This window comes from Kitasatospora sp. NPDC036755, from assembly GCF_040636595.1.
Classification (GTDB): domain Bacteria; phylum Actinomycetota; class Actinomycetes; order Streptomycetales; family Streptomycetaceae; genus Kitasatospora.
Genome location: NZ_JBEZUT010000154.1, coordinates 1 through 20,023 on the forward strand (window position 1 = coordinate 1; position 20,023 = coordinate 20,023).

Genomic DNA, 20,023 nt, shown 5'->3' on the forward strand with positions numbered 1-20,023 from the left:
CCCTCGCGCCGGGGGGCGGCGGCCCCGGGGGCGCCCGGCGCGGTTGTGGCCGGGGCCGCCCCGGGAGAGCGGCGCGCGAGCCGCGCCGCTGGGTGCGTCCGAAGGCTCAGACGTTGACGCCGAAGTCCTGCGCGATGCCGCGCAGGCCCGAGGCGTAGCCCTGGCCGATGGCGCGGAACTTCCACTCGCTGCCGTTGCGGTACAGCTCGCCGAAGACCATCGCGGTCTCGGTGGAGGCGTCCTCGGAGAGGTCGTAGCGGGCCAGCTCCGTGTTGTCGGCCTGGTTCACCACGCGGATGAAGGCGTTGCGCACCTGGCCGAAGTTCTGGCCGCGGGTCTCGGCGTCGTAGATCGACACCGGGAAGACGATCTTCTCCACGTCGACCGGCACGCCGGCCAGGTTGACCTTGATCGCCTCGTCGTCGCCCTCGCCCTCACCGGTCAGGTTGTCACCGGTGTGCTCGACCGAACCGTCCGGGCTCTTCAGGTTGTTGAAGAACACGAAGTTGCCGTCCGAGGCGACCTTGCCCTGGGCGTTGCACAGCAGGGCGCTGGCGTCCAGGTCGAAGTCCGCGCCGGTGGTGGTCCGGACGTCCCAGCCCAGGCCGACGACCACGGCCGTGAGGCCCGGTGCCTCCTTGGTGAGCGAGACGTTGCCGCCCTTGCTGAGGCTGACTCCCACTAGTCCTCCAAGAATCGGGAGGCACGTCCAGTGGTGCCCCCGGTGGTGCGGTCCGGGGCGGCGGGAGCCGATCGGCTCCCGCTCCCCACCCCGCCAACGGCCCGAGCGTAGTACGGGGTTCCCGTCCGCACCCCTGATCAGGCCGGACACGGCCCGACGGCACCCGGCCGGCGGCTCCGCCGAGGGGCCCTGGGGCGCCGGACGGGGCCCGGCCGGGCCCGGGGCGGCGGTCTCAGAGCGCCGCGAGGACCTTCAGGTACTCCCGCTCGTCCCGGGCGTCCGGGAGGCCGTTGACGACGCTCCAGCGCACCGTGCCCGCGGTGTCGATCACGAAGGTGCCGCGCAGCGGGCAGCCCCGCTCCTCGTCCAGGACGCCGTACCCGCGGGTGACCTCGCCGTGCGGCCAGAAGTCGGCCAGCAGCGGGAACTCCAGGCCCTCCCGGTCGGCGAGGACCCGCTGGGAGAACTGCGAGTCGCAGGAGACGCCGAGCACCTGGACCGTGTCGTTCTGCAGGCCGGCCAGCTCCCGCTGGATGGCCCCCAGCTCGCCGGTGCAGACGCCGGTGAACGCGAACGGGTAGAAGACCAGGACGACGCTCTTCCGGCCGCGGAAGTCGGAGAGCCGGACGGACTCGCCGTGCTGGTTGTTGAGCTCGAAGTCCGGAGCCTGGGTACCGACCTCGATGGCCATGAGCGGGACCTTTCTGACGCGACCGCGCCGCGCGGCGGGCGCGGCAGGCCACATCCTCGCATCCGCTTACGGCCGTTCGACCGAACGGATGAGGCCGGTGGCCGCGGCCGCCTCCCGTTCGCCGTCCGCGAACGTCCGGGCGGGCCGTCCGGGGGACCCGCGAAGGCCCGGCGGGGGCCGACGGGGACCCCGGCGAGGGCCGACGGGCCGGGCCCGCCGGGGAATGCGGCGGGCCCCGCCGGAGGGGTTCCTCCGGCGGGGCCCGGTGCGGGGCTTCAGGGCCCGCTCAGCGCTTGGCGCCCTTCGCCGTGGACTTGGTCGCGAGCCGGGTGGCCGCCCAGTCCTTGACGATGTTGATCGAGCTGGTCTGGGAGAGGCCCGCGGTCTTGGCCGCGTCACTGATGTCCGAGGCCTCGATGTGGCCGTCCCGCCCGGTCTTGGGCGTCATCAGCCAGATCAGGCCGCCCTCCGCGAGGTACTCCAGCGCGTCGACGAGGGAGTCGGTGAGGTCCCCGTCGTCGTCGCGGTGCCACAGCAGGACGGCGTCGGCGACGTCGTCGTAGTCCTCGTCGACGAGATCCGTCCCGGTGAGCTCCTCGATGCCTTCGCGGAGGTCCTGGTCAGTGTCTTCGTCGTACCCCAGCTCCTGGATGATCTGGCCTTCTTCGAAGCCGAGACGGGTCGCCGGGTTGGACTTGTCCGCGGGGTCCGCGGTCGCGCTCACGGGAATAACCTCCAGTATTCGGCTCGGCGTCCATGCCGAGGCTGTGGCCGTAGTCCACACGGGCGCGGCGGTTCGCGCAAGTACCCGACCCCCGATCCCCTCCAAAGGTTGACGTGTCGCAGGGGGACACGCCGCGAGACGTGGCGGGAATCACACCGATTTGCCCTTTTCTGCATGGGCCAAGGATGCTTCGGGTGGTCCCGGCCCACAGGCCGTACGCATGCCCGAGATGCGAACGGCATTCGGGTCCGCGCGTGCGCGGGCGTAGAGTCTCCTGTTGGCCCTCACCCCGGCCGCCCGCCATCGGGCGGACGGGACACCAGGTCGGACCACCTCTTTTCGTAACACCCGGGGGTGTGCGGAGCGGACGAAGACGCCCGCACCGCGCGCCGCCAGACCGGACCGCCCACCAGGCGGAACGGTTACCGATCGGTAGAGATGACGGATCTCCGAGCGCGGTAGCACGATGGAGGCGGCGCGACACACCTCAGTTTCGACCGACAGTGAAGGAACAGCGTGGCTTCCGGATCCGATCGCAACCCGATCATCATTGGCGGCCTTCCGAGTCAGGTCCCGGACTTCGATCCCGAGGAGACCGCGGAATGGCTGGAGTCGCTCGATGCGGCCATCGACGAGCGGGGGCGTGAGCGTGCCCGTTACCTGATGCTGCGGCTGATCGAGCGCGCCCGCGAGAAGCGTGTCGCCGTGCCCGAGATGCGCAGCACGGACTACGTCAACACCATCGCGACCAAGGACGAACCGTTCTTCCCCGGCAACGAGGAGATCGAGCGGAAGATCCTCAACGCGACCCGCTGGAACGCGGCCGTCATGGTCTCCCGGGCGCAGCGCCCGGGCATCGGCGTCGGTGGCCACATCGCCACCTTCGCCTCCTCCGCGTCGCTGTACGACGTCGGCTTCAACTACTTCTTCCGCGGCAAGGACGCCGAGGGCGAGTCCGGGGACCAGGTCTTCTTCCAGGGCCACGCCTCCCCCGGCATCTACGCCCGGGCCTTCCTGCTGGACCGGCTCACCGAGCAGCAGCTCGACGCGTTCCGCCAGGAGAAGTCGAAGGCCCCGTACGGCCTCTCCAGCTACCCGCACCCGCGGCTGATGCCGGACTTCTGGGAGTTCCCGACCGTCTCGATGGGCCTCGGCCCGCTCGGCGCGATCTACCAGGCCCGGATGAACCGCTACCTGGAGCACCGCGGCATCAAGGACACCTCCGACTCGCAGGTCTACGCCTTCCTCGGCGACGGCGAGATGGACGAGCCCGAGTCGCTCGGCCAGCTGTCCCTGGCCGCCCGCGAGGGCCTGGACAACCTGACCTTCGTGGTCAACTGCAACCTGCAGCGTCTGGACGGCCCGGTCCGCGGCAACGGCAAGATCATCCAGGAGCTGGAGTCCCAGTTCCGGGGCGCCGGCTGGAACGTGATCAAGCTGGTCTGGGACCGCAGCTGGGACCCGCTGCTCGCGCAGGACCGCGACGGCATCCTGGTCAACAAGCTGAACACCACGGTGGACGGCCAGTTCCAGACGTACGCCACCGAGACCGGTGAGTACATCCGCGAGCACTTCTTCGGCGGCGACCTGCGCCTGCGCGCCATGGTCGAGAACATGACCGACCAGCAGATCCAGCACCTGGGTCGCGGCGGCCACGACCACAAGAAGATCTACGCCGCGTTCAAGGCCGCCCGCGAGCACAAGGGCCAGCCGACGGTCATCCTCGCCCAGACGGTCAAGGGCTGGACGCTGGGCCCCAACTTCGAGGGCCGCAACGCCACCCACCAGATGAAGAAGCTGACGGTCGAGGACCTGAAGCGCTTCCGCGACCGGCTGCACCTGCCGATCACCGACAAGCAGCTCGAGGACGGCCTGCCGCCGTACTACCACCCGGGCCGCGACTCGGAGGAGATCCAGTACATGCACGACCGCCGGGAGGAGCTCGGCGGCTACGTGCCGACCCGCAAGGTCCGCCCGCGGAAGCTGGAACTGCCCGGCGACGACGCGTACAAGGCGGTCAAGAAGGGTTCCGGCAACCAGACCATCGCCACCACCATGGCGTTCGTCCGGCTGCTCAAGGACCTCATGCGGGACAAGGGCATCGGCAACCGCTTCGTGCCGATCGCGCCGGACGAGTACCGCACCTTCGGCATGGACTCGCTCTTCCCGTCGGCGAAGATCTACAACCCGCTCGGCCAGACCTACGAGTCGGTCGACCGGGACCTGCTCCTCGCCTACAAGGAGTCGCCGACCGGCCAGATGCTGCACGACGGCATCTCCGAGGCGGGCTGCACCGCCTCGCTGATCGCCGCCGGCTCCTCCTACGCCACCCACGGCGAGCCGCTGATCCCGGTCTACGTCTTCTACTCGATGTTCGGGTTCCAGCGCACCGGCGACCAGTTCTGGCAGATGGCCGACCAGCTGGCCCGCGGCTTCGTGCTGGGCGCCACCGCCGGCCGCACCACGCTGACCGGTGAGGGCCTGCAGCACGCCGACGGCCACTCGCACCTGCTGGCCTCGACCAACCCCGGCGTCGTGGCCTACGACCCGGCGTACGGCTTCGAGATCGCGCACATCGTCCAGGACGGTCTGCGCCGGATGTACGGCTCCAGCGCCGAACACCCGCACGGCGAGGACGTGTTCTACTACCTCACCGTCTACAACGAGCCGATCAAGATGCCGGCCGAGCCCGAGAACGTGGACGTCGAGGGCATCCTCAAGGGTCTGCACAAGTACGCGCCGGCCACCGCCGGCCAGATCCCGGCCCAGATCCTCGCCTCCGGCGTGGCCGTGCCGTGGGCCCTGGAGGCCCAGCGCATCCTCGCCGAGGAGTGGAACGTCAAGGCCGACGTCTGGTCCGCGACCTCCTGGAACGAGCTGCGCCGCGACGCGGTGGAGGCCGAGGAGTTCAACCTGCTGCACCCCGAGGAGCAGCAGCGCGTGCCGTACGTCACCCAGAAGCTCCAGGGCTCCGAGGGCCCGGTCGTCGCGGTGTCCGACTGGATGCGCGCGGTGCCGGACCAGATCGCCCGCTGGGTGCCGAACCAGTACCAGTCGCTGGGCGCCGACGGCTTCGGCTTCGCCGACACCCGTGGCGCGGCCCGTCGCTTCTTCCACATCGACGCGCAGTCGGTCGTCCTGGGCGTGCTCACCGAGCTCGCCAAGCAGGGCAAGATCGACCGCTCGGCGCTGAAGGACGCGATCGACCGCTACCAGCTGCTGAACGTGGCCGCGGCCGACCCGGGTGCCGCCGGCGGCGACGCCTGATCAGCCCCTGGGCACTGAAGGGCCGGGCCTCCGTACGGGGGTCCGGTCCTTCGGCGTGGGTACGGCGGTCCGGTCCGTGGGGCCGGCGGAGGCACGGCGACGGCCCCGGACTCAGGCGAGTCCGGGGCCGTCGCGGTGCGCGCGGTCCGTCAGGGGCCGTCAGATGTGCACGGACGGGCCCGCGTCGGTGGTGCCGCGCCGGGTGAGCAGGCCGAGCACGGCGGCGGCGAAGGCCACCACGGCGGCCACCGCGAAGGCGAGCGACATGCCGCTGACGAAGGACTCGTGGACGGCGCCGGCCATCGCGTCCACCGCCTGCTGCGGGGTTCCGGCCGGGGCCGGCGGGGCGATGCCGAGCTGGGCGGCCTGCTTGAGGCCCTCGGCCGCCTCGCCCTCGACCGGCGGCAGTCCGGCCTTGGCCCAGTTGCCCGGCAGCACGTCGCCGACCTTGGCGGCCATCAGCGCGCCCAGCACCGCGGTGCCGAGGCTGCCGCCGACCTGCATCGCGGCCTGCTGGAGGCCGCCGGCCACGCCGGACAGCTCCAGCGGGGCGTTGCCGACGATCACCTCGGTGGCGCCGACCATGACCGGGCTGATGCCGAGGCCCATCAGGACGAACCAGAGCGACATCACACCGTTGCCGGAGCCGGTGTCCAGGGTGGACATGCCGTACATCGCGGTGGTGGTGATCAGCATGCCGGCCACGATCGGGATGCGCGGGCCCAGCTTGCCGATCGCCAGGCCGGCCAGCGGCGAGCCGATGATCATCATCCCGGTCATCGGCAGCAGGTGGACGCCGGCCTCGACCGGCTTCATCCCGTGCACGTTCTGGAGGTAGAAGGTCACGAAGAAGATCGCGCCGAAGAACGCGAAGGCCATCAGCACCATCAGCAGCACGCCCGCCGACAGCGGCACCGAGCGGAACAGGCTGAGCGGGATCAGCGGCTCGCGGGCCTTGCCCTGCCAGAGCGCGAACAGCACCATCAGGAGCACCGCGCCGCCCAGGAACAGCAGCGTCCGGGTGTCGCCCCAGCCCCACTCGGGGGCCTTGATGATGCCGAAGACCAGGGCGAACATCCCCACCGAGAGCAGCGCGATGCCGGGCAGGTCGAAGGACTTGGCGGCCTTCTCGGCCCGGACGTCCTTGAGGATCCACATGCCCAGGGCCAGCGCGATCAGGCCGACCGGGACGTTGATGAAGAACACCGACTCCCAGCTGACGTGCTCGACCAGCAGGCCGCCGACGATCGGGCCGGCCGCCGTGGAGGCGCCGATCACCCCGCCCCAGATGCCGATCGCCATGTTGAGCCGCTCGGCCGGGAAGGCCCCGCGCAGCAGGCCGAGCGCGGCCGGCTGGAGCAGTGCGCCGAACAGGCCCTGGAGCACCCGGAAGGCGATCACGGTCTGGATGTTGCCGGCGAAGCCGATCGCGGCCGAGGTGGCGGCGAAGCCCACCGCGCCGACCAGGAAGGTGTTCTTGTGGCCGAAGCGGTCACCGATCTTGCCGGCGGTGATCAGGAAGACCGCCAGCGCCAGCAGGTAGCCACTGGTGACCCACTGGATCTCGGAGGGCGCGGCCTTCAGCTTCTCCTGGATCACCGGGTTGGCGATGGCGACGATCGTGCCGTCCAGCGCGACCATCATCACGCCGACCGCGACGGTCAGCAGGGTCAGCCAGGGGTGCCCCTTGAGGCCGCCCCCCGACGGCGGGTTCGGCGGCGACGGCGCGTCCGCCTCGGAGTTCTTCACGACGGACTGACTCATCTGGGCCCTCCGGGGGCGTGGCTCGGGTGCGGGAACGGTCGTGGCGCCCCGGCCCACCCGTCCCCACAGGTGCCCCGGCCCGACGGGCGCCACCCCGGCAGATTATGTCAGTGCCTGACATTCGGCAAACAGTGACTTCTGGCCATTGCTGACATTTGTCAGAACGCTAAAATCGTGTTCCCACCCGCCACACCCAGCGCTCCCGGAAGGCCCCGCCATGGCCGTTCACACCCCCCGCACCACCGAAGCCCCGGAGGGCACCGGGCGCACACCCGGGCTGCGCGAGCGCAAGAAGCAACAGACCCGGTACGCCCTGATCCAGGCCGCCCACGTGCTCTTCCTCCGGCAGGGCTTCGCCCGCACGACCGTCGACGAGATCGCCTCCGCCGTCGACGTCTCCCAGCGCACGTTCTTCCGCTACTTCGCCAACAAGGACGAGGTCGCGCTCGCCGTGATGGCCGTGGCCGAGGACTACTTCATCGAGTGCCTGCGCCACCGCCCCGCCGAGGAGCCCCCGCTCCAGGCCCTGCGCGCCGCGATCGTCAAGTCCTGGCGCGAGCTCGGCAGCGAGGAGACCTCCGGCCCCGGCTCGATCCACAGCGCCCTCGAACTCATGCGGATGATCGAGGAGACGCCCCCGCTGCTCGCCGCCCACCTGCGCCGGGTCACCGAGCAGGAACGGCTGGTGGTCCAGGTGCTCGCCGAACGCGAGGGCCTGGACCCGGCCCGGGACCTGCGCCCGGCCGTGCTCGCCGCCGTCTTCGGCAGCCTGCTGCGCGCGGCCCACCTGTCCTGGAGCGCCGAACACGAACCGGCCGGCCCCGAGGGCATGGTCGCGGTGATCGAGCGCTACTTCGACCAGCTCGGCCCGGCCCTGGCCGGCCACTGGCACGACCCGGCGTAGCGGCCGCCCGCACCCCGGCCGTCCTGCCCGCACCCCAACGCCCGCACCCCAAACGCCCGTACCCCTCCACCCGTACGCCCGCGACCACCCGGCCCGCACGCCCGGGTCATACCGGGGTATCACCCGATACCCCGGTAGCACCCGGAAGTTCGGGCTCCAGTGCGACGCCCCGCCGGCTCCGCCCTCCTAGGCTGGCCCGCGATGAACACGCCCACCAAAGCCGACGCCCGCGGTTTCGCACTGCGCCAACTGCGCACCCTGCGGCACCACCTGACCACCCCGAGCGAGGACGACACCCCGCTGCTCGGGGACTCCCGCCGGCGCTGGGTGCGCCGGATCCCGTACGTCGTCGTGATCGCCCTGCAGGCCTCGCTGATCCCCACCGGGATCGCCAACCTGGTCGGCTTCTACGACCTCGCGCTGCCCGTCGCGGGCGCGCTCACCATCGCCCAGACCACACCGCTGTTCCTCGCCGTCACCCGGCCGCTGGCCGCCTGGTGGATCAGCGCCGCCGCCCTGGTCGTCACCGCCGCCGTCACCGCCCGCCACGAGCAGGTGATGGGCACCTGGCCGTGGACGGCTCCGATGATCATCGCGTACGTCTTCCTGCTGCTCGCCCTCGCGCTGCGGGAGAGCCGGGCCACCCTGGTGGCGGTCTGGGTCGCCACCGTCCTGCTCACCGTGCTCACCACCACCCTCGGCCTGCCCCGCCCCGGCGACGGCACCACCGTGCTGCTGATCGCGCTCGGCGGCGCCGCGCTGCTGCTCGGCTGGGCCGTCCGGGACCGTGCCGTCGCCCGCCGGCTGCTCACCGAGCAGGAGCAGATCAGCGAGGTGGAACGGGAACGGCGCACCCTGCTGGAGGAACGCGCCCGGATCGCACGGGAGTTGCACGACGTGGTGGCGCACCACATGTCGGTCATCGCGGTGCAGGCGGCCAGCGCCCCGTACCGGATCACCGGGGTGCCGGACGACGCCGCCGAGGAGTTCACCGCGATAGCCGGCACCGCCCGGGAGTCACTGGCCGAGATGCGCCGGCTGCTCGGCGTGCTGCGCAGCGAGGAGTCCCGCGGGGAGAAGGCCCCGCAGCCCGGGATCGGCCAACTCGCCCAGCTGGTCGAGACGGTGGGCCGGGCCGGGGTGCCGGCCGAGCTGACGGCGGAGCCGGGCCTGGACGACCTGGCGGCCCTGGCGCCGCAGGCCGTCGCCCTGTCCGTCTACCGGATCGTGCAGGAGGCGCTGGCCAACGTGGTGCGGCACGCCCCCGGCGCGCGGACCTGGGTCTCGCTGGCCACCGACGGCCCGGCGCTGCTGGTGACGGTGGTCAACGCTCCCCCGCCGGAGCGCACCGAGTCGCTGGAGGCCTCGGTCGAGGGCACCGGGCAGGGACTGGTCGGAATGCGCGAACGCGTCCGGCTGCTCGATGGCAGGCTGGACACCGGCCCGCTGCCGGACGGCGGCTTCAAGGTGGCCGCCGTCCTGCCCCTCGACCGGCCCGACAGCCCCGACACCCCACGGGAGACCCCCGCATGACCATCCGCGTGATCATCGTCGACGACCAGGCCATGGTGCGCGCGGGCTTCGCGGCCCTGCTCAACGCCCAGAGCGACATCGACGTGGTGGGGGACGCGGCGGACGGCGCCCAGGCCCTGGAGGTCAACGGCCGCACCCACCCGGACCTCGTGCTGATGGACGTCCGCATGCCCGTCATGGACGGCCTGGAGGCGGCCCGGCGGCTGCTCGACCCGGCGGTGCCCGGCGCCCACCGGCCCAAGGTGCTGATGCTGACCACCTTCGACGTGGACGACTACGTGTACGAGGCGCTGCGCGCCGGGGCCAGCGGCTTCCTGCTCAAGGACGCCCCGCCGGCCGACCTGATCGCCGCGGTGCGGGTGGTCGCGGCCGGCGAGGCGCTGCTCGCCCCCTCGGTGACCCGCCGGCTGATCGAGGACTTCGCCCGCACCCGCCCGGCCAGGCGGCGCGACCCCAAGGTGCGGCTCAACGGCCTGACCCCGCGCGAGACCGAGGTGCTGGAACTGATCGCCCGCGGCCTGTCCAACCAGGAGATAGCCGCCGGGCTGGTCCTCGCCGAACAGACCGTCAAGACCCACATCGGGCGCATCCTCGCCAAGCTCGGTCTGCGCGACCGCGCCCAGGCCGTGGTCCTCGCCTACGAGTCCGGCCTGGTGACCCCCGGCCAGTAGGTGGGGATATCCCCCTGATACCCGGGTAGCACCCGGGAGTTGGCCCCGCGGTGTGACGTCCGCGGGGCCGTCGCATTCCTACCTTCCTCTCCGTCGGAAGCCGCACCGAAGCGGCGACCGGACCGAATCGGCGGCCGAACCGAGTCGGCATCCGAACGGACGAGGGAGAGCAGGGACATGCGCAGATTCCGGGCCAGGCGCGCGATCGCCGCCGCCGCGGTGGCACTGACGGTCGCCCTCGGCACGGGCGGCTGGGTCGCCGACACCCAGACCCCGGTCACCGGGCCGCCGCCGGGCAGCGCCGCCTGGACAACCGACACCTCGCTCGGCCTGCGGCTGCCCGACCCCGCCGCCGCCACCCCGGCCGAGGTCGCCGCGTTCTTCGCCGGGCTGACCCCGGCCGAGCAGGACGCCCTGGCCGCCCGGCACCCGCTGGTGGTCGGCAACCTGGACGGCGCCCCGGTCGCCCTCCGGTACCGGGCCAACACCCTGGCCCTGACCGCCGAACGCACCCGCGAACTCGCCCGGGCCGCCGACCCCGCCCTCACCCCGCAGGACCACGAGGCCGCCCGAACCCGCGCCGAGCGCTACCGCTCCCTGCTGGACGGCGACCGGCGGATCCTCGCCTTCGACCCGCGCGGCCGCGGCCAGGTCGCCGAGGTGTTCGGCGACCTCGCCACCGCCCGCCGCACCGCCGTGATCGTCCCCGGCTCGGACATCGACCTGCTCCGCTTCGACCGCGCCTCCAACCCCTACGGCACCCCCGCCGGCATGGCCCGGGCGCTCCTGGACGCCACCGACCGGCAGACCGCCGTGATCGCCTGGGCCGGCTACACCACCCCGCTCGGCCTCGGACCGGACGCCGCCACCGAGGACCTGGCCCGGGCCGGCGCCCCCCGCCTCACCCGGCTGCTCGACGGACTCGCCGTCACCACCCGCCCGCAGGCCCCGCCCACGGTGTTCTGCCACAGCTACGGCTCGGTGGTCTGCGGGCTGGCCCGCCCCACCCCCGCCCAGGCCTCCGGCCTCGTGGTGCTCGGCTCGCCCGGCATGGGCATCGGCTCGGCGGCCGGCCTCGACCCCGGCGTCCCGCTCTGGGCCACCGCCCGCAACGGCTCCGACTGGATCGGCGACGTGCCCAAGGTCCGGCTGTTCGGCCTCGGCCACGGCGCCGACCCGACCGCCCCCGGCTTCGGCGCCCGCCCGCTGCCCGCCACCGGATCCCACGGCCACAACGGCTACTTCGCCCCCGGCACCGCCTCCCTCGCCGCCTACGCCGCCGTCGCGCTCGGCCGCGCCTGACCCGCCCGCACCGGAAGGAGCACCACCATGGCCAGCACCCTCGCCGCCCGGCCCCGTACCCCGGAGCCCCGCGCCCCCCGACCGCTCGCCGCCCTGCGCCGCGCCGCCGCCCGGGTCGACGCCAGGACCCCGGCCGACCGCGACCGCGCCCTGGACGGGCTGCGCGCCCTCGCCCTGCTCGCCGTGCCGGTCGGCCACTGGATGCTCGGCGGCCTCACCCGCTCCCCCGACGGCGCCCTGCACAACGCCAGCCCGCTCTCCACGCTCGGCTTCTTCGCCCCGCTCAGCTGGGTGCTCCAGATGCTCGGGGTGTTCTTCCTGGTCGGCGGCCACTCCTCGGTCCACTCGCTGGAGCGGGCCCGGGCCAGGGGCCTCACCTACGGTGGCTGGCTGCGGGCCCGTACGGTCCGGCTGCTGCGCCCGGTGCTCGGGGTGACGGCCGTGTGGGCGGCGCTGCTCCCGCTGCTGCCCGCGCTCGGCGTCCCGGAGGACACCCTGCGCACCGGCGCCACCCTGGTGGTGCAGCCGCTCTGGTACATCGGCGTCTACCTGGGGCTGACCGCGCTCACCCCGCTCTGCGTGGCCGCCGGGCGCCGGCTGGGCGGCTGGTCGGCGGGCCTGCTGGTGGCCTCGGTCGCCGCCGTCGACCTGCTGCGCTACGGGCCGTGGGCCGAGGCGGTGCCGTCCTGGGTCGCGCTGCTGAACATCCTGCCGGGCTGGCTGTTCGGCTACCAGCTGGGCGTGCTCTGGGCGCAGGGCCGGCTCGGCCGCCCGACGGCCCGGGTGCTGCTGCTCGGCGGCGGCGCGCTGTTCGCCGCGCTGCTGCTGGTCTTCCACTACCCGGCCAGCATGGTCGGCGTGCCCGGGGCCGCGCGGACCAACTCGCACCCGCCGTCCCTGCTGGTGCTCGCCCTGGCGGCGTTCCAGTGCGGCGCCGCGGTGCTGCTGCGGGAGCGGCTGGGCCGGCTGCTGAGCCGCCGTCCGCTGCTGTGGCTGCCGGTCGTGGTGGTCAACCTGTCGGCGATGACGATCTTCTGCTGGCACCAGAGCGCGATGCTCGCGGTCGCGGTGCCGGGCGCGGCCGGCCTGGGCGCCGTCCCGGGGCTGACCACCGCGCCGGACTCGCTCGGCTGGGTGGCCGCCCGGCTGGCGCTGCTGCCGCTGTTCGCCGCCGCGCTGGTGGCGCTCGGCTGGTTCACCCGCCGCTTCGACGGCCCGTGGACGGCCTTCTCCCGGGGCGGCAAGGCGCTGGCCGGGGCCGGGGCGGCACTGTTCGCGGCGTACGCGCTGGGCGTGGTGTGACGAACCGTCGGCAGGACGCACCAGGGGCGCGGGCCGATCGGTCCGCGCCCCTGCGGCACGCTGTCGGCGCCCTGCCCTACCCTGCCCCCATGGTGACGTTCGACGAGTTCCGCGCGATGGCGCTGGCCCTGCCCGAGGCCGCCCAGGAGCCGACCTGGGACATCGAGACGCTGCGGGTCCGCGGCCGGATCTTCGCGATGGGCGCGCCCGACGGGACCGGCGTCACCGTCAAGGCCTCCCCCGAGGACCAGGCCGAACTGCTCGCCGCCGAGCCCGAGGTGTTCTCCTCCGCCCCGTACGTCGGGCGGCACGGCTGGGTGAGCGTCCGGCTGGACCTGGTCGACGAGGACGAGCTGCGCGACCTGGTCACCGAGGCCTGGCGGCGGACGGCACCGAAGCGCCTGGTCCGCGAGTTCGACGCCTGATCGGGGCCCGGCGGGCCCGCCGGTTCCGGCCGTCCGGGCCGCTCTCCGAACCACTGGGAGACGTCGTACGGACACCCCTGGTTCATGTGATCCATCCCACAGTTTAGGCGTTCCCGCCACCCCTTCGGGCGCCCTAGGCTTGCGCAGGGAAGTCAGCAGAGCTATCGCACCCTCCGGGCCGCCGCCCGCGAAACGGTGACGGACCCCAAGGGAGTTGGTGCGGTGCGCAACCGTCGACGCTGGAAGCGGGTACTGATCGGGGCGTTCGCCGGCTGCGCGGTGCTCGTCGACGCCGGAGGCGCCGCCGCCGCGGCCGCGGTCTCCTCCGAACAGCTGGCGATCTCCACGCCTCCGGCCGGCAGCGCCGCCTGGGTCCAGGACCACTCGTTCGGCCGCTCCCTGCCCGACCCGGCCACCACCACCCCGGCCACCGCCGCGGCGTTCTTCGCCTCGCTCGCCCCCACCGAGCTGGACCGGCTGATCCAGGACTACCCGCTGGTCGTCGGCAACTACGACGGCGCCCCGCTGGACCTGCGCTACCGCGCCAACCGGATCGCCCTGGCCGCCGAACGCGACGCCGCCCGGGCCCGCGCCGGCGACAAGGCCCTGGACTCCGACACCCGCGCCCTGGCCGTCTCCCGCGCCAACGACGTCGACCACCTGCTCGCCCCCGGCCGGCAGATCCTGGCCTTCGACCCGCGCGGCCGCGGCCTGGTCACCGAGGTGTGGGGCGACCTCGCCGACGCCGAGCGGATCTCCGTGCTCGTCCCCGGCTCGGACGCCGACCTCGGCCACCACGACCAGGCGGCCGACCCCCTGCGCTCCCCGGCCGGCATGGCCCGCGCCCTGTACGCCGAGGAGCAGCGCCAGGCCCCCGCCACCCGGACCGCCGTGATCTCCTGGACCGGCTACGTCACCCCCTCCGGCCTCGGCCCGGACGCGGCCACCTCCCGGCTGGCCGACGTCGCCGCGCCCCGGCTGGAGCGGCTGCTCGCCGGACTGAAGGAGACCACCCGGCCGGACGCGCCGGCGTCGCTGCTCTGCCACTCGTACGGCTCGGTGGTCTGCGGCACCGCCGCCCCGGAGATCCCGCGCGCGGCCGCCTCGCCCTCCGACACCTCCGGCATCACCGACCTGGTGGTCTTCGGCAGCCCGGGCATGGGCGTGCAGAACACCAGCGAACTGGGCGCCGGCGTGCACGTCTGGGCCACCCGCAACCCCAGCGACTGGATCGGCAACGTGCCGTTCCTGGAGGTCGGCGGGCTCGGCCACGGCGCCGACCCGACCACCGGCGCCTTCGGCTCCGAGCAGATCTCCTCGGCCCGCGCGGCCGGGCACAACGGCTACTTCGCCGAGGGCACCGACAGCCTGCGCAACTTCGCGGCGATCTCCCTCGGGCACTACCAGGACGTGGTCCGGGCCAACCCCGCGTCCTGACCGGCCCGCGCTACTCCGGCTGCTCCCGGTAGAGCCGCAGGGCGTCCGCCGCCGCCCGGGCCAGTTCGCGCCGGGCGGCCGGCGGGGTCAGCACCTCGACGTCCGCGCCGAAGGCCAGCAGCGCCCGGACGGCCGCCGGGGCCGGGAAGGCCATCGCCACCTCGGCCCACTCCTCGGGCGGCCCGCCGCCCTGCTCCGGCGGCGGTGCGGTGACCCGGCCACTGTGGATGCGCAGGAACATGTCCAACCGTCCGCGCCGGACCCGCACCCGCACCGGCACGTCCTTCGGCAGCCGTTCCACCTGCTCGCGCAGCACCGCCCAGGCGTCGCCGAGTCCGACCCCGGCCCGGCGGCGCACCGGCTCCTCGGTGGTGTCGGCGGCCAGTACCCGGTCGGCCCGGAACAGCCGCGGCTCGCCGTGCAGATCGGCGACCAGGTACCAGACCGCGGCCTTGCTCACCAGCCCGTACGGGTCGACGGTGTACTCCACCGGCGCGGGCGTGCCGCCGTGCCGGTAGCTCAGCCGCAGCCGCCGGTCCGCGAAGACGGCGTACTGCAGCTCGCCCAGGTCCGGTCCGGCGCCGGGGCCGGCCGCGCCGGGGCTCTGCATCCAGCGGGCCGGGTCGACCAGGATCCGCTCGCGGATCCGTTCGGCGCCCGGCCGGTGCGGGGCCGGCAGCGCCGCCATGACCTTGCGCAGCGCCGAGCCGAGCGCGCCGTCCAGCCCGAGGTCGCTGTGCGCGCCCTGGGCGGAGAGCACGAACAGCGCCCTGGCCTCGTCCGCGGTCAGGCCGGTGACGTCGGTGCGGTAGCCGGGCAGCAGGCCGATGCCGCCGTGCCGCCCGCGTTCGGTGAACACCGGCACCCCGGCGGCGGAGAGCGACTCGACGTCGCGGTAGATGGTGCGGACGGACACCTCCAGCCGCTCGGCGAGTTCCGTCGCGGGCACCCGGCCGCGGGTCTGGAGCAGCAGGAGGATCGAGAGCAGGCGGTCGGCCTTCATGCCCCAAGAATCCCAGTAATCCTGACGGCAGTTGTCAGGTTTTACTGGGAGATTGCGTTCCGAGCCCGAAAAACCGTCCGACACCAGGGAGTTGAGCGCCGAATGACCGCCGTCCAGGATGCCCGCCCGCAGTACACCGACGCCCTCGACCAGCTGGAGAAGCTGATCGCCACCGTCACCCCGGCCGACCTCGACCGGCCCACCCCCTGCCCCGAGTTCACCCTGCGTCAGCTGCTGAACCACGTGGTCGGCGGCATCCACCGGTTCGCGTACATGGGCGAGGGCGGCCGCGCCGAGGACTGCGTCGCCGCCGTCGAGGACCCGTCGGAGGAGGGCTGGCCGGCCGCGCTGGGCCGCGCCCGCGCCCGGGTGGCCGCCGCCTGGGCGGACGACGCCAAGCTCGGCCGCCCGACCTTCGCCCCCTGGGGCGAGGTGCCCGGGGCGGTCGCGGTCGGCGGCTACCTGATGGAGCTGGTGACCCACTCCGGGGACATCGCCCGGAGCCTCGACAACGGCTTCGCCCTGGACGACGGTCTGGCCCGGACCGCCCTGGGCATCGCCGAGTTCGTGCTGCCCGCCGAGCAGCGGGTGCCGGGCGTGCCGTTCGGCGCCGTCCGGCCGGTCGCCGAGGACGCCGACGTGCACACCCGGCTGGCCGCCTGGACGGGCCGTTCCGTCTGACCGGGACGCGGGGCCGGGGATCGACTCCCCGGCCCCGCACGGTCGTCGGCACCCACGGGCGCTCCGGCCCGGCGGGGCCGCCGGCGCCCGGCTACTCGCGCGAGGCCGAGGTGCCGGTCATGTCCGCGTAGCGGTTCCCCGCCACCCGGTCGGCCACCGGCTCCAGCAGCGCCAGCTCCTCGGCGGACAGCCGCAGCGTCGCCGCCGCGGCGTTCTCGGCGAGCCGGCTGCGCTTGCGGGTGCCCGGGATCGGCACCACGGCCAGCCCGTGCACCTCGGCCTGCTGCTGGACCCAGGCCAGCGCGACCTGGGCGAGCGTCACGCCGCGGGCCGCCGCGATCTTCCGCAGCGGGTCGAGGAGCCGGCCGTTGGCGGCCGCGTTCTCACCGGTGAAGCGCGGGTGGTTACGGCGGTAGTCGTTATCGGAGAGCTCCTTGGCGTCCTGGAAGGCGCCGGTCAGGAAGCCCCGCCCGAGCGGCGAGTACGGCACGAAGCCGACGCCCAGCTCCGCCGCGGCCGGTACCGCCGTGCGCTCGACGTCGCGGGCGAACACCGACCACTCGGACTGGAGCGCGGCGATCGGGTGGATCGCGTGCGCCTCGCGCAGCTCCGCGCCGGTCACCTCGGACAGGCCGAGGTGGCGCACCTTGCCGGCCGCCACCAGCTCGGCCATGGCGCCGACCGAGTCGGCCAGCGGCACGGCCGGGTCGCGGCGGTGCATGTAGTACAGGTCGATCACGTCCACCCCGAGGCGGCGCAGCGAGGCGTCCACCGCGGTCCGGATGTACGCCGGGTCGTTGCTGATGCCGCGGACCGCGTCGTCCTCCTCGGAGCGGATGATGGAGAACTTGGTGGCGAGCACCACCCTGTCGCGGTTGGCCCGGACGAAGGGGCCGATCAGCTCCTCGTTGCGGCCGGAGCCGTACATGTCGGCGGTGTCGAAGAGGGTGACGCCGGCCTCCAGCGCGGCGTCCAGGGTGGCGAGCGCCTCGCCCGTGTCGGTGGGGCCGTAGAACTCGCTCATGCCCATGCAGCCGAGGCCCTGGACGCCCACCAGCGGGCCGCCGGTGCCGAGTTCGACGGTGGGAAGGACGGTCTGAGTCATGCGCTCTGCTCTTCCTCTCCAAGGATGTTCTGGCATCTGACCGGGGCGCCGGTGGCGTCGGCGACCTTCCCGGCATAGAGATCGATCTTGTGGTCGAGGACGGCGAGGGTCGCCTGGAGGTCGACGATCCGCTGCCGGACCTCCTCGCGCTGGGCCTCCAGCAGCAGCCGCCGGTCCTCGTAGGTCCGCTCGCCCTGGCGGGCCATGTCCACGTACCTGAGCATGTCCGCCACCGGCATCCCGGTCAGCCGCAGCCGGCCCAGGAAGGCCAGCCGGTGCAGGTCGGCGTCGCAGTAGCGGCGCTGCCCGCCCGCCGCCCGGTCGACCGGGTCCAGCAGGCCGATCCGCTCGTACCAGCGCAGGGTGTGGGCGGTCAGCCCGCTCGCCGCGGCGACCTCGCCGATGGTGTGCCTCGGCGTCCGGTCCGGGGCGCCGGTCGGGCTGCTGTAGACCTCGGAGCAGCTCCGCAGGTCGATCTCGATGCGTGCGGGTACGGCCATCGCTCGTTTCCCCCTGTCGTGGTGCGACGTGAACGACGCTACCGAGTTGGAGTGCACTCCAAGCAAGCCTGGTAGCCGGGTGCGTCCACCACCACTTTTCCGATGAATTTCCCGGCGACTACAGTCGGACCCCATGGAGAGCTTGCGGAAGATCGAGAACTGGCCGGTGCCCCATGCCGCGGTGGCGGTGGTCCGGGGGGCCGACGGCGCGGTGCTGGGGGCGCACGGGCCGCAGCAGCACCTGTTCCCGCTCGCCTCGGTGACCAAGCTGCTCACCTCGTACGCGGCGCTGGTCGCCGTCGAGGAGGGCGTGTTCGAGCTGGACGACCCGGCCGGTCCGCCCGGATCGACCGTCCGCCACCTGCTCGCGCACACCTCCGGCCTGGGCTTCGACGAGGACCGGGTGTTCGGCGAGCCCGGCAAGCGCCGCCTCTACTCCAACGCGGGCTTCGACGCGCTGGCCCGAGCGCTGGCCGGGGCCACCGGGATCGAGTTCTCCCGCTACGTCGCCGAGGCCGTGTTCGAGCCGCTGGGCATGACGGACACCCTGATCCACACCGCGCACAAGTCCCCGGCCGGCGCGGGCGGCCTGTCCACCGCCGCCGACCTCGCCCGGTTCGCCGCCGAGCTGCAGGCGCCCAAGCTGCTGGACCCCTCCACCCTCCGGCAGGCCACCCGCGAGGTCGCCTTCCCCGGCACCAGCGGTGTGCTGCCCGGCTACGGCCACCAGCGCCCGAACGACTGGGGCCTCGGCTTCGAGATCCGCGACGGCAAGAGCCCGCACTGGACCGGCGCCGCCAACTCCCCCGGGACCTTCGGGCACTTCGGCCAGTCCGGCACCTTCCTGTGGGTCGACCCGCAGGCCGGCGCGGCCTGCGTCGCGCTCACCGACCGGGACTTCGGACCGTGGGCGATCGAGGCCTGGCCGGCCTTCTCCGACGCGGTGCTCGAAGAGCTCGCGCAGGGCTGAGCGAAGGGCCCGGCCGACCCTACTGCCCCTGGCCGTACGAGACCGGCGAGTGCATCTCCCAGAGCAGGAGTTCGGCGCCGGTCTCGCCGGCCGCCGGGTCGGCGAAGGCCTCGCCGGTGATCCGCACGCTGTCGCCCGGCACCATCGAGCGGCCGCCGCCCTTGGGCCCGGGGACGGTCCGGTAGCCCAGCGAGCCGGCCGTCAGGTGCGCGTACCGCCAGGGCGCCTCGGGCAGCTGCGGCAACGGCTGCCACGGCCCGGCGGTGGCCAGCCAGAGGGCGGCGTCGCCGCGGCGCAGCCGCAGGGCGTCCGTCCCGGCGTCGCGCGCCAGCCCGGAGGCGAGCAGCGTCAACCCGCCGTCCGCCGGTTCCACCTTGCGCAGGCCGTACGCGGGGGGCACGTCGAACTCGTCCGGCTGGAGCCACATCTGGACGAAGCGGACCGGACCGGTGGCGCCGCCGACGTTGCGCTCGGTGTGGGTGACGCCGGAGCCGGCGCTGAGGTGCTGGACCATCCCGGGGCGGACCACCCCGCTGTGGCCGTACGAGTCCCGGTGGGCCAGCGCGCCCTCCAGCACCCAGGTGAGGATCTCGGTGTCCCGGTGCTTGTGCTCCTCGAACCCGGCGCCGGGGGCGAGGAGTTCCTCGTTGCACGCGAGCAGCGCGCCGAAGTGGGTGTTCTTCGGGTCGTAGTGGCCGGAGAAGGAGAACGCGTGCCTGGTCTCGACGCCCTCGGCCGGGACGGATCGGTAGCGCTCGGCGGTGCGGCGCAGGTCGGAGCGGGGGCGGTCGGCGGCTTCGGTCACGCCCCCACCGTAGTGGCTGGGGCGCGGGGTGTGACTCTTGCCACCGCGCCGCTCCGCCGGGGGGTGTGCACGAGCAGTCACTCACGTGAGGCAGTCTTGTCCTTGTGCCAGCCGCTTCCGCGAACTCCCAGAGCGATCCCAGCCCCAGCCCCGCACCCGAGTCCACCGGGAAGAGCCCGGCCGCGGGGGGGGGGGGCGGGCGCCCCCCCCCCGCCCCCCCCCCCCCCCCCCCCCCCCCGGCCGCCGACCCCCCCCCC

General features: G+C 73.6%; 18 protein-coding genes. 10 read left to right on the forward strand and 8 right to left on the reverse strand.

Annotation, left to right across the window (positions count from 1 at the left end):
* Window positions 1-106: 106 nt before the first annotated feature.
* The 3 genes from AB0E96_RS22765 to AB0E96_RS22775 all read right to left on the reverse strand — a co-directional run bounded on the left by AB0E96_RS22765 (window position 107) and on the right by AB0E96_RS22775 (window position 2,097).
* Window positions 107-682, reverse strand: coding sequence for a TerD family protein (locus tag AB0E96_RS22765; protein WP_359826576.1), 576 nt, complete (start codon window positions 680-682; stop codon window positions 107-109).
* Between the two features lie 232 nt (window positions 683-914).
* Window positions 915-1,373, reverse strand: a complete 459-nt coding sequence (locus AB0E96_RS22770) for a peroxiredoxin (protein WP_359826578.1) — start codon at window positions 1,371-1,373, stop codon at window positions 915-917.
* A 286-nt stretch (window positions 1,374-1,659) separates the two neighbouring features.
* Complete coding sequence (locus AB0E96_RS22775; RefSeq protein ID WP_359826581.1) at window positions 1,660-2,097, reverse strand: DUF3052 domain-containing protein; 438 nt, start codon at window positions 2,095-2,097, stop codon at window positions 1,660-1,662.
* A 516-nt stretch (window positions 2,098-2,613) separates the two neighbouring features.
* Here AB0E96_RS22775 and aceE point away from each other — a divergent pair.
* Complete coding sequence (gene aceE / locus AB0E96_RS22780; protein ID WP_359826583.1) at window positions 2,614-5,364, forward strand: pyruvate dehydrogenase (acetyl-transferring), homodimeric type; 2,751 nt, start codon at window positions 2,614-2,616, stop codon at window positions 5,362-5,364.
* A 159-nt stretch (window positions 5,365-5,523) separates the two neighbouring features.
* Here the strand turns inward: aceE and AB0E96_RS22785 are convergent, their stop codons facing one another.
* Window positions 5,524-7,128, reverse strand: a complete 1,605-nt coding sequence (locus tag AB0E96_RS22785; RefSeq protein ID WP_359826585.1) for an MFS transporter — start codon at window positions 7,126-7,128, stop codon at window positions 5,524-5,526.
* Between the two features lie 217 nt (window positions 7,129-7,345).
* Here AB0E96_RS22785 and AB0E96_RS22790 point away from each other — a divergent pair, with 217 nt between their 5' ends.
* The 7 genes from AB0E96_RS22790 to AB0E96_RS22820 all read left to right on the forward strand — a co-directional run bounded on the left by AB0E96_RS22790 (window position 7,346) and on the right by AB0E96_RS22820 (window position 14,702).
* Complete coding sequence (locus AB0E96_RS22790) at window positions 7,346-8,032, forward strand: TetR family transcriptional regulator (RefSeq protein WP_359826588.1); 687 nt, start codon at window positions 7,346-7,348, stop codon at window positions 8,030-8,032.
* A gap of 201 nt (window positions 8,033-8,233) precedes the next feature.
* On the forward strand, window positions 8,234-9,565 hold the full coding sequence (locus AB0E96_RS22795; protein WP_359826590.1) for a histidine kinase: 1,332 nt from the start codon (window positions 8,234-8,236) through the stop codon (window positions 9,563-9,565).
* The gene (locus tag AB0E96_RS22800; RefSeq protein WP_188296493.1) at window positions 9,562-10,236 is read left to right on the forward strand and encodes a response regulator transcription factor; all 675 of its coding nucleotides are present in this window, start codon (window positions 9,562-9,564) and stop codon (window positions 10,234-10,236) included. The genes AB0E96_RS22795 and AB0E96_RS22800 overlap by 4 nt, the downstream gene beginning before the upstream one ends.
* A 177-nt stretch (window positions 10,237-10,413) precedes the next feature.
* Entirely contained in the window at window positions 10,414-11,538 is a 1,125-nt protein-coding gene (locus AB0E96_RS22805; RefSeq protein WP_359826593.1) for an alpha/beta hydrolase, read from the forward strand.
* Window positions 11,539-11,565: 27 nt separating this feature from the next.
* Window positions 11,566-12,840: an acyltransferase gene (locus AB0E96_RS22810; protein ID WP_359826596.1), complete on the forward strand. Its 1,275-nt coding sequence runs from the start codon at window positions 11,566-11,568 to the stop codon at window positions 12,838-12,840.
* Between the two features lie 89 nt (window positions 12,841-12,929).
* Window positions 12,930-13,265: an MmcQ/YjbR family DNA-binding protein gene (locus AB0E96_RS22815; protein ID WP_359826598.1), complete on the forward strand. Its 336-nt coding sequence runs from the start codon at window positions 12,930-12,932 to the stop codon at window positions 13,263-13,265.
* A gap of 222 nt (window positions 13,266-13,487) precedes the next feature.
* Window positions 13,488-14,702: an alpha/beta hydrolase gene (locus AB0E96_RS22820; RefSeq protein WP_359826600.1), complete on the forward strand. Its 1,215-nt coding sequence runs from the start codon at window positions 13,488-13,490 to the stop codon at window positions 14,700-14,702.
* A gap of 10 nt (window positions 14,703-14,712) precedes the next feature.
* Here AB0E96_RS22820 and AB0E96_RS22825 read toward each other — a convergent pair whose 3' ends face one another.
* Complete coding sequence (locus tag AB0E96_RS22825) at window positions 14,713-15,705, reverse strand: WYL domain-containing protein (RefSeq protein ID WP_359826602.1); 993 nt, start codon at window positions 15,703-15,705, stop codon at window positions 14,713-14,715.
* Between the two features lie 102 nt (window positions 15,706-15,807).
* Between AB0E96_RS22825 and AB0E96_RS22830 the strand changes: the two genes are divergently transcribed.
* Window positions 15,808-16,386 (forward strand): TIGR03086 family metal-binding protein, encoded by a 579-nt coding sequence (locus AB0E96_RS22830; RefSeq protein WP_359826605.1) that lies wholly within the window; start codon window positions 15,808-15,810, stop codon window positions 16,384-16,386.
* Window positions 16,387-16,477: 91 nt separating this feature from the next.
* Here the strand turns inward: AB0E96_RS22830 and AB0E96_RS22835 are convergent, their stop codons facing one another.
* Together AB0E96_RS22835 and AB0E96_RS22840 are read right to left on the reverse strand one after the other, a co-directional pair.
* On the reverse strand, window positions 16,478-17,491 hold the full coding sequence (locus tag AB0E96_RS22835) for an aldo/keto reductase (RefSeq protein ID WP_359826607.1): 1,014 nt from the start codon (window positions 17,489-17,491) through the stop codon (window positions 16,478-16,480).
* Complete coding sequence (locus tag AB0E96_RS22840; RefSeq protein WP_359826609.1) at window positions 17,488-17,991, reverse strand: MerR family transcriptional regulator; 504 nt, start codon at window positions 17,989-17,991, stop codon at window positions 17,488-17,490. Before AB0E96_RS22840 ends, AB0E96_RS22835 begins: the two co-directional genes overlap by 4 nt.
* A gap of 133 nt (window positions 17,992-18,124) precedes the next feature.
* On the opposite strand from AB0E96_RS22840, the gene AB0E96_RS22845 reads away from it, so the two are divergent.
* A complete protein-coding gene (locus AB0E96_RS22845) occupies window positions 18,125-18,961 on the forward strand; it encodes a serine hydrolase domain-containing protein (RefSeq protein ID WP_359826612.1) in 837 nt (278 codons plus the stop codon).
* Window positions 18,962-18,980: 19 nt separating this feature from the next.
* Here AB0E96_RS22845 and AB0E96_RS22850 read toward each other — a convergent pair whose 3' ends face one another.
* Window positions 18,981-19,766: a pirin family protein gene (locus AB0E96_RS22850; RefSeq protein ID WP_359826614.1), complete on the reverse strand. Its 786-nt coding sequence runs from the start codon at window positions 19,764-19,766 to the stop codon at window positions 18,981-18,983.
* Window positions 19,767-20,023 lie beyond the last annotated feature (257 nt).

Excerpts from the sequence above, each read along its gene's own strand:
- AB0E96_RS22805 (WP_359826593.1), top strand. The coding sequence starts at position 10,414 with ATGCGCAGATTCCGGGCCAGGCGCGCGATCGCCGCCGCCGCGGTGGCA.
- AB0E96_RS22845 (WP_359826612.1), top strand. The coding sequence starts at position 18,125 with ATGGAGAGCTTGCGGAAGATCGAGAACTGGCCGGTGCCCCATGCCGCG.
- AB0E96_RS22830 (WP_359826605.1), top strand. The coding sequence starts at position 15,808 with ATGACCGCCGTCCAGGATGCCCGCCCGCAGTACACCGACGCCCTCGAC.
- AB0E96_RS22840 (WP_359826609.1), bottom strand. The coding sequence starts at position 17,991 with ATGGCCGTACCCGCACGCATCGAGATCGACCTGCGGAGCTGCTCCGAG.
- AB0E96_RS22810 (WP_359826596.1), top strand. The coding sequence starts at position 11,566 with ATGGCCAGCACCCTCGCCGCCCGGCCCCGTACCCCGGAGCCCCGCGCC.
- AB0E96_RS22785 (WP_359826585.1), bottom strand. The coding sequence starts at position 7,128 with ATGAGTCAGTCCGTCGTGAAGAACTCCGAGGCGGACGCGCCGTCGCCG.
- AB0E96_RS22815 (WP_359826598.1), top strand. The coding sequence starts at position 12,930 with ATGGTGACGTTCGACGAGTTCCGCGCGATGGCGCTGGCCCTGCCCGAG.
- AB0E96_RS22795 (WP_359826590.1), top strand. The coding sequence starts at position 8,234 with ATGAACACGCCCACCAAAGCCGACGCCCGCGGTTTCGCACTGCGCCAA.
- AB0E96_RS22825 (WP_359826602.1), bottom strand. The coding sequence starts at position 15,705 with ATGAAGGCCGACCGCCTGCTCTCGATCCTCCTGCTGCTCCAGACCCGC.
- AB0E96_RS22800 (WP_188296493.1), top strand. The coding sequence starts at position 9,562 with ATGACCATCCGCGTGATCATCGTCGACGACCAGGCCATGGTGCGCGCG.
- AB0E96_RS22835 (WP_359826607.1), bottom strand. The coding sequence starts at position 17,491 with ATGACTCAGACCGTCCTTCCCACCGTCGAACTCGGCACCGGCGGCCCG.
- AB0E96_RS22770 (WP_359826578.1), bottom strand. The coding sequence starts at position 1,373 with ATGGCCATCGAGGTCGGTACCCAGGCTCCGGACTTCGAGCTCAACAAC.
- AB0E96_RS22790 (WP_359826588.1), top strand. The coding sequence starts at position 7,346 with ATGGCCGTTCACACCCCCCGCACCACCGAAGCCCCGGAGGGCACCGGG.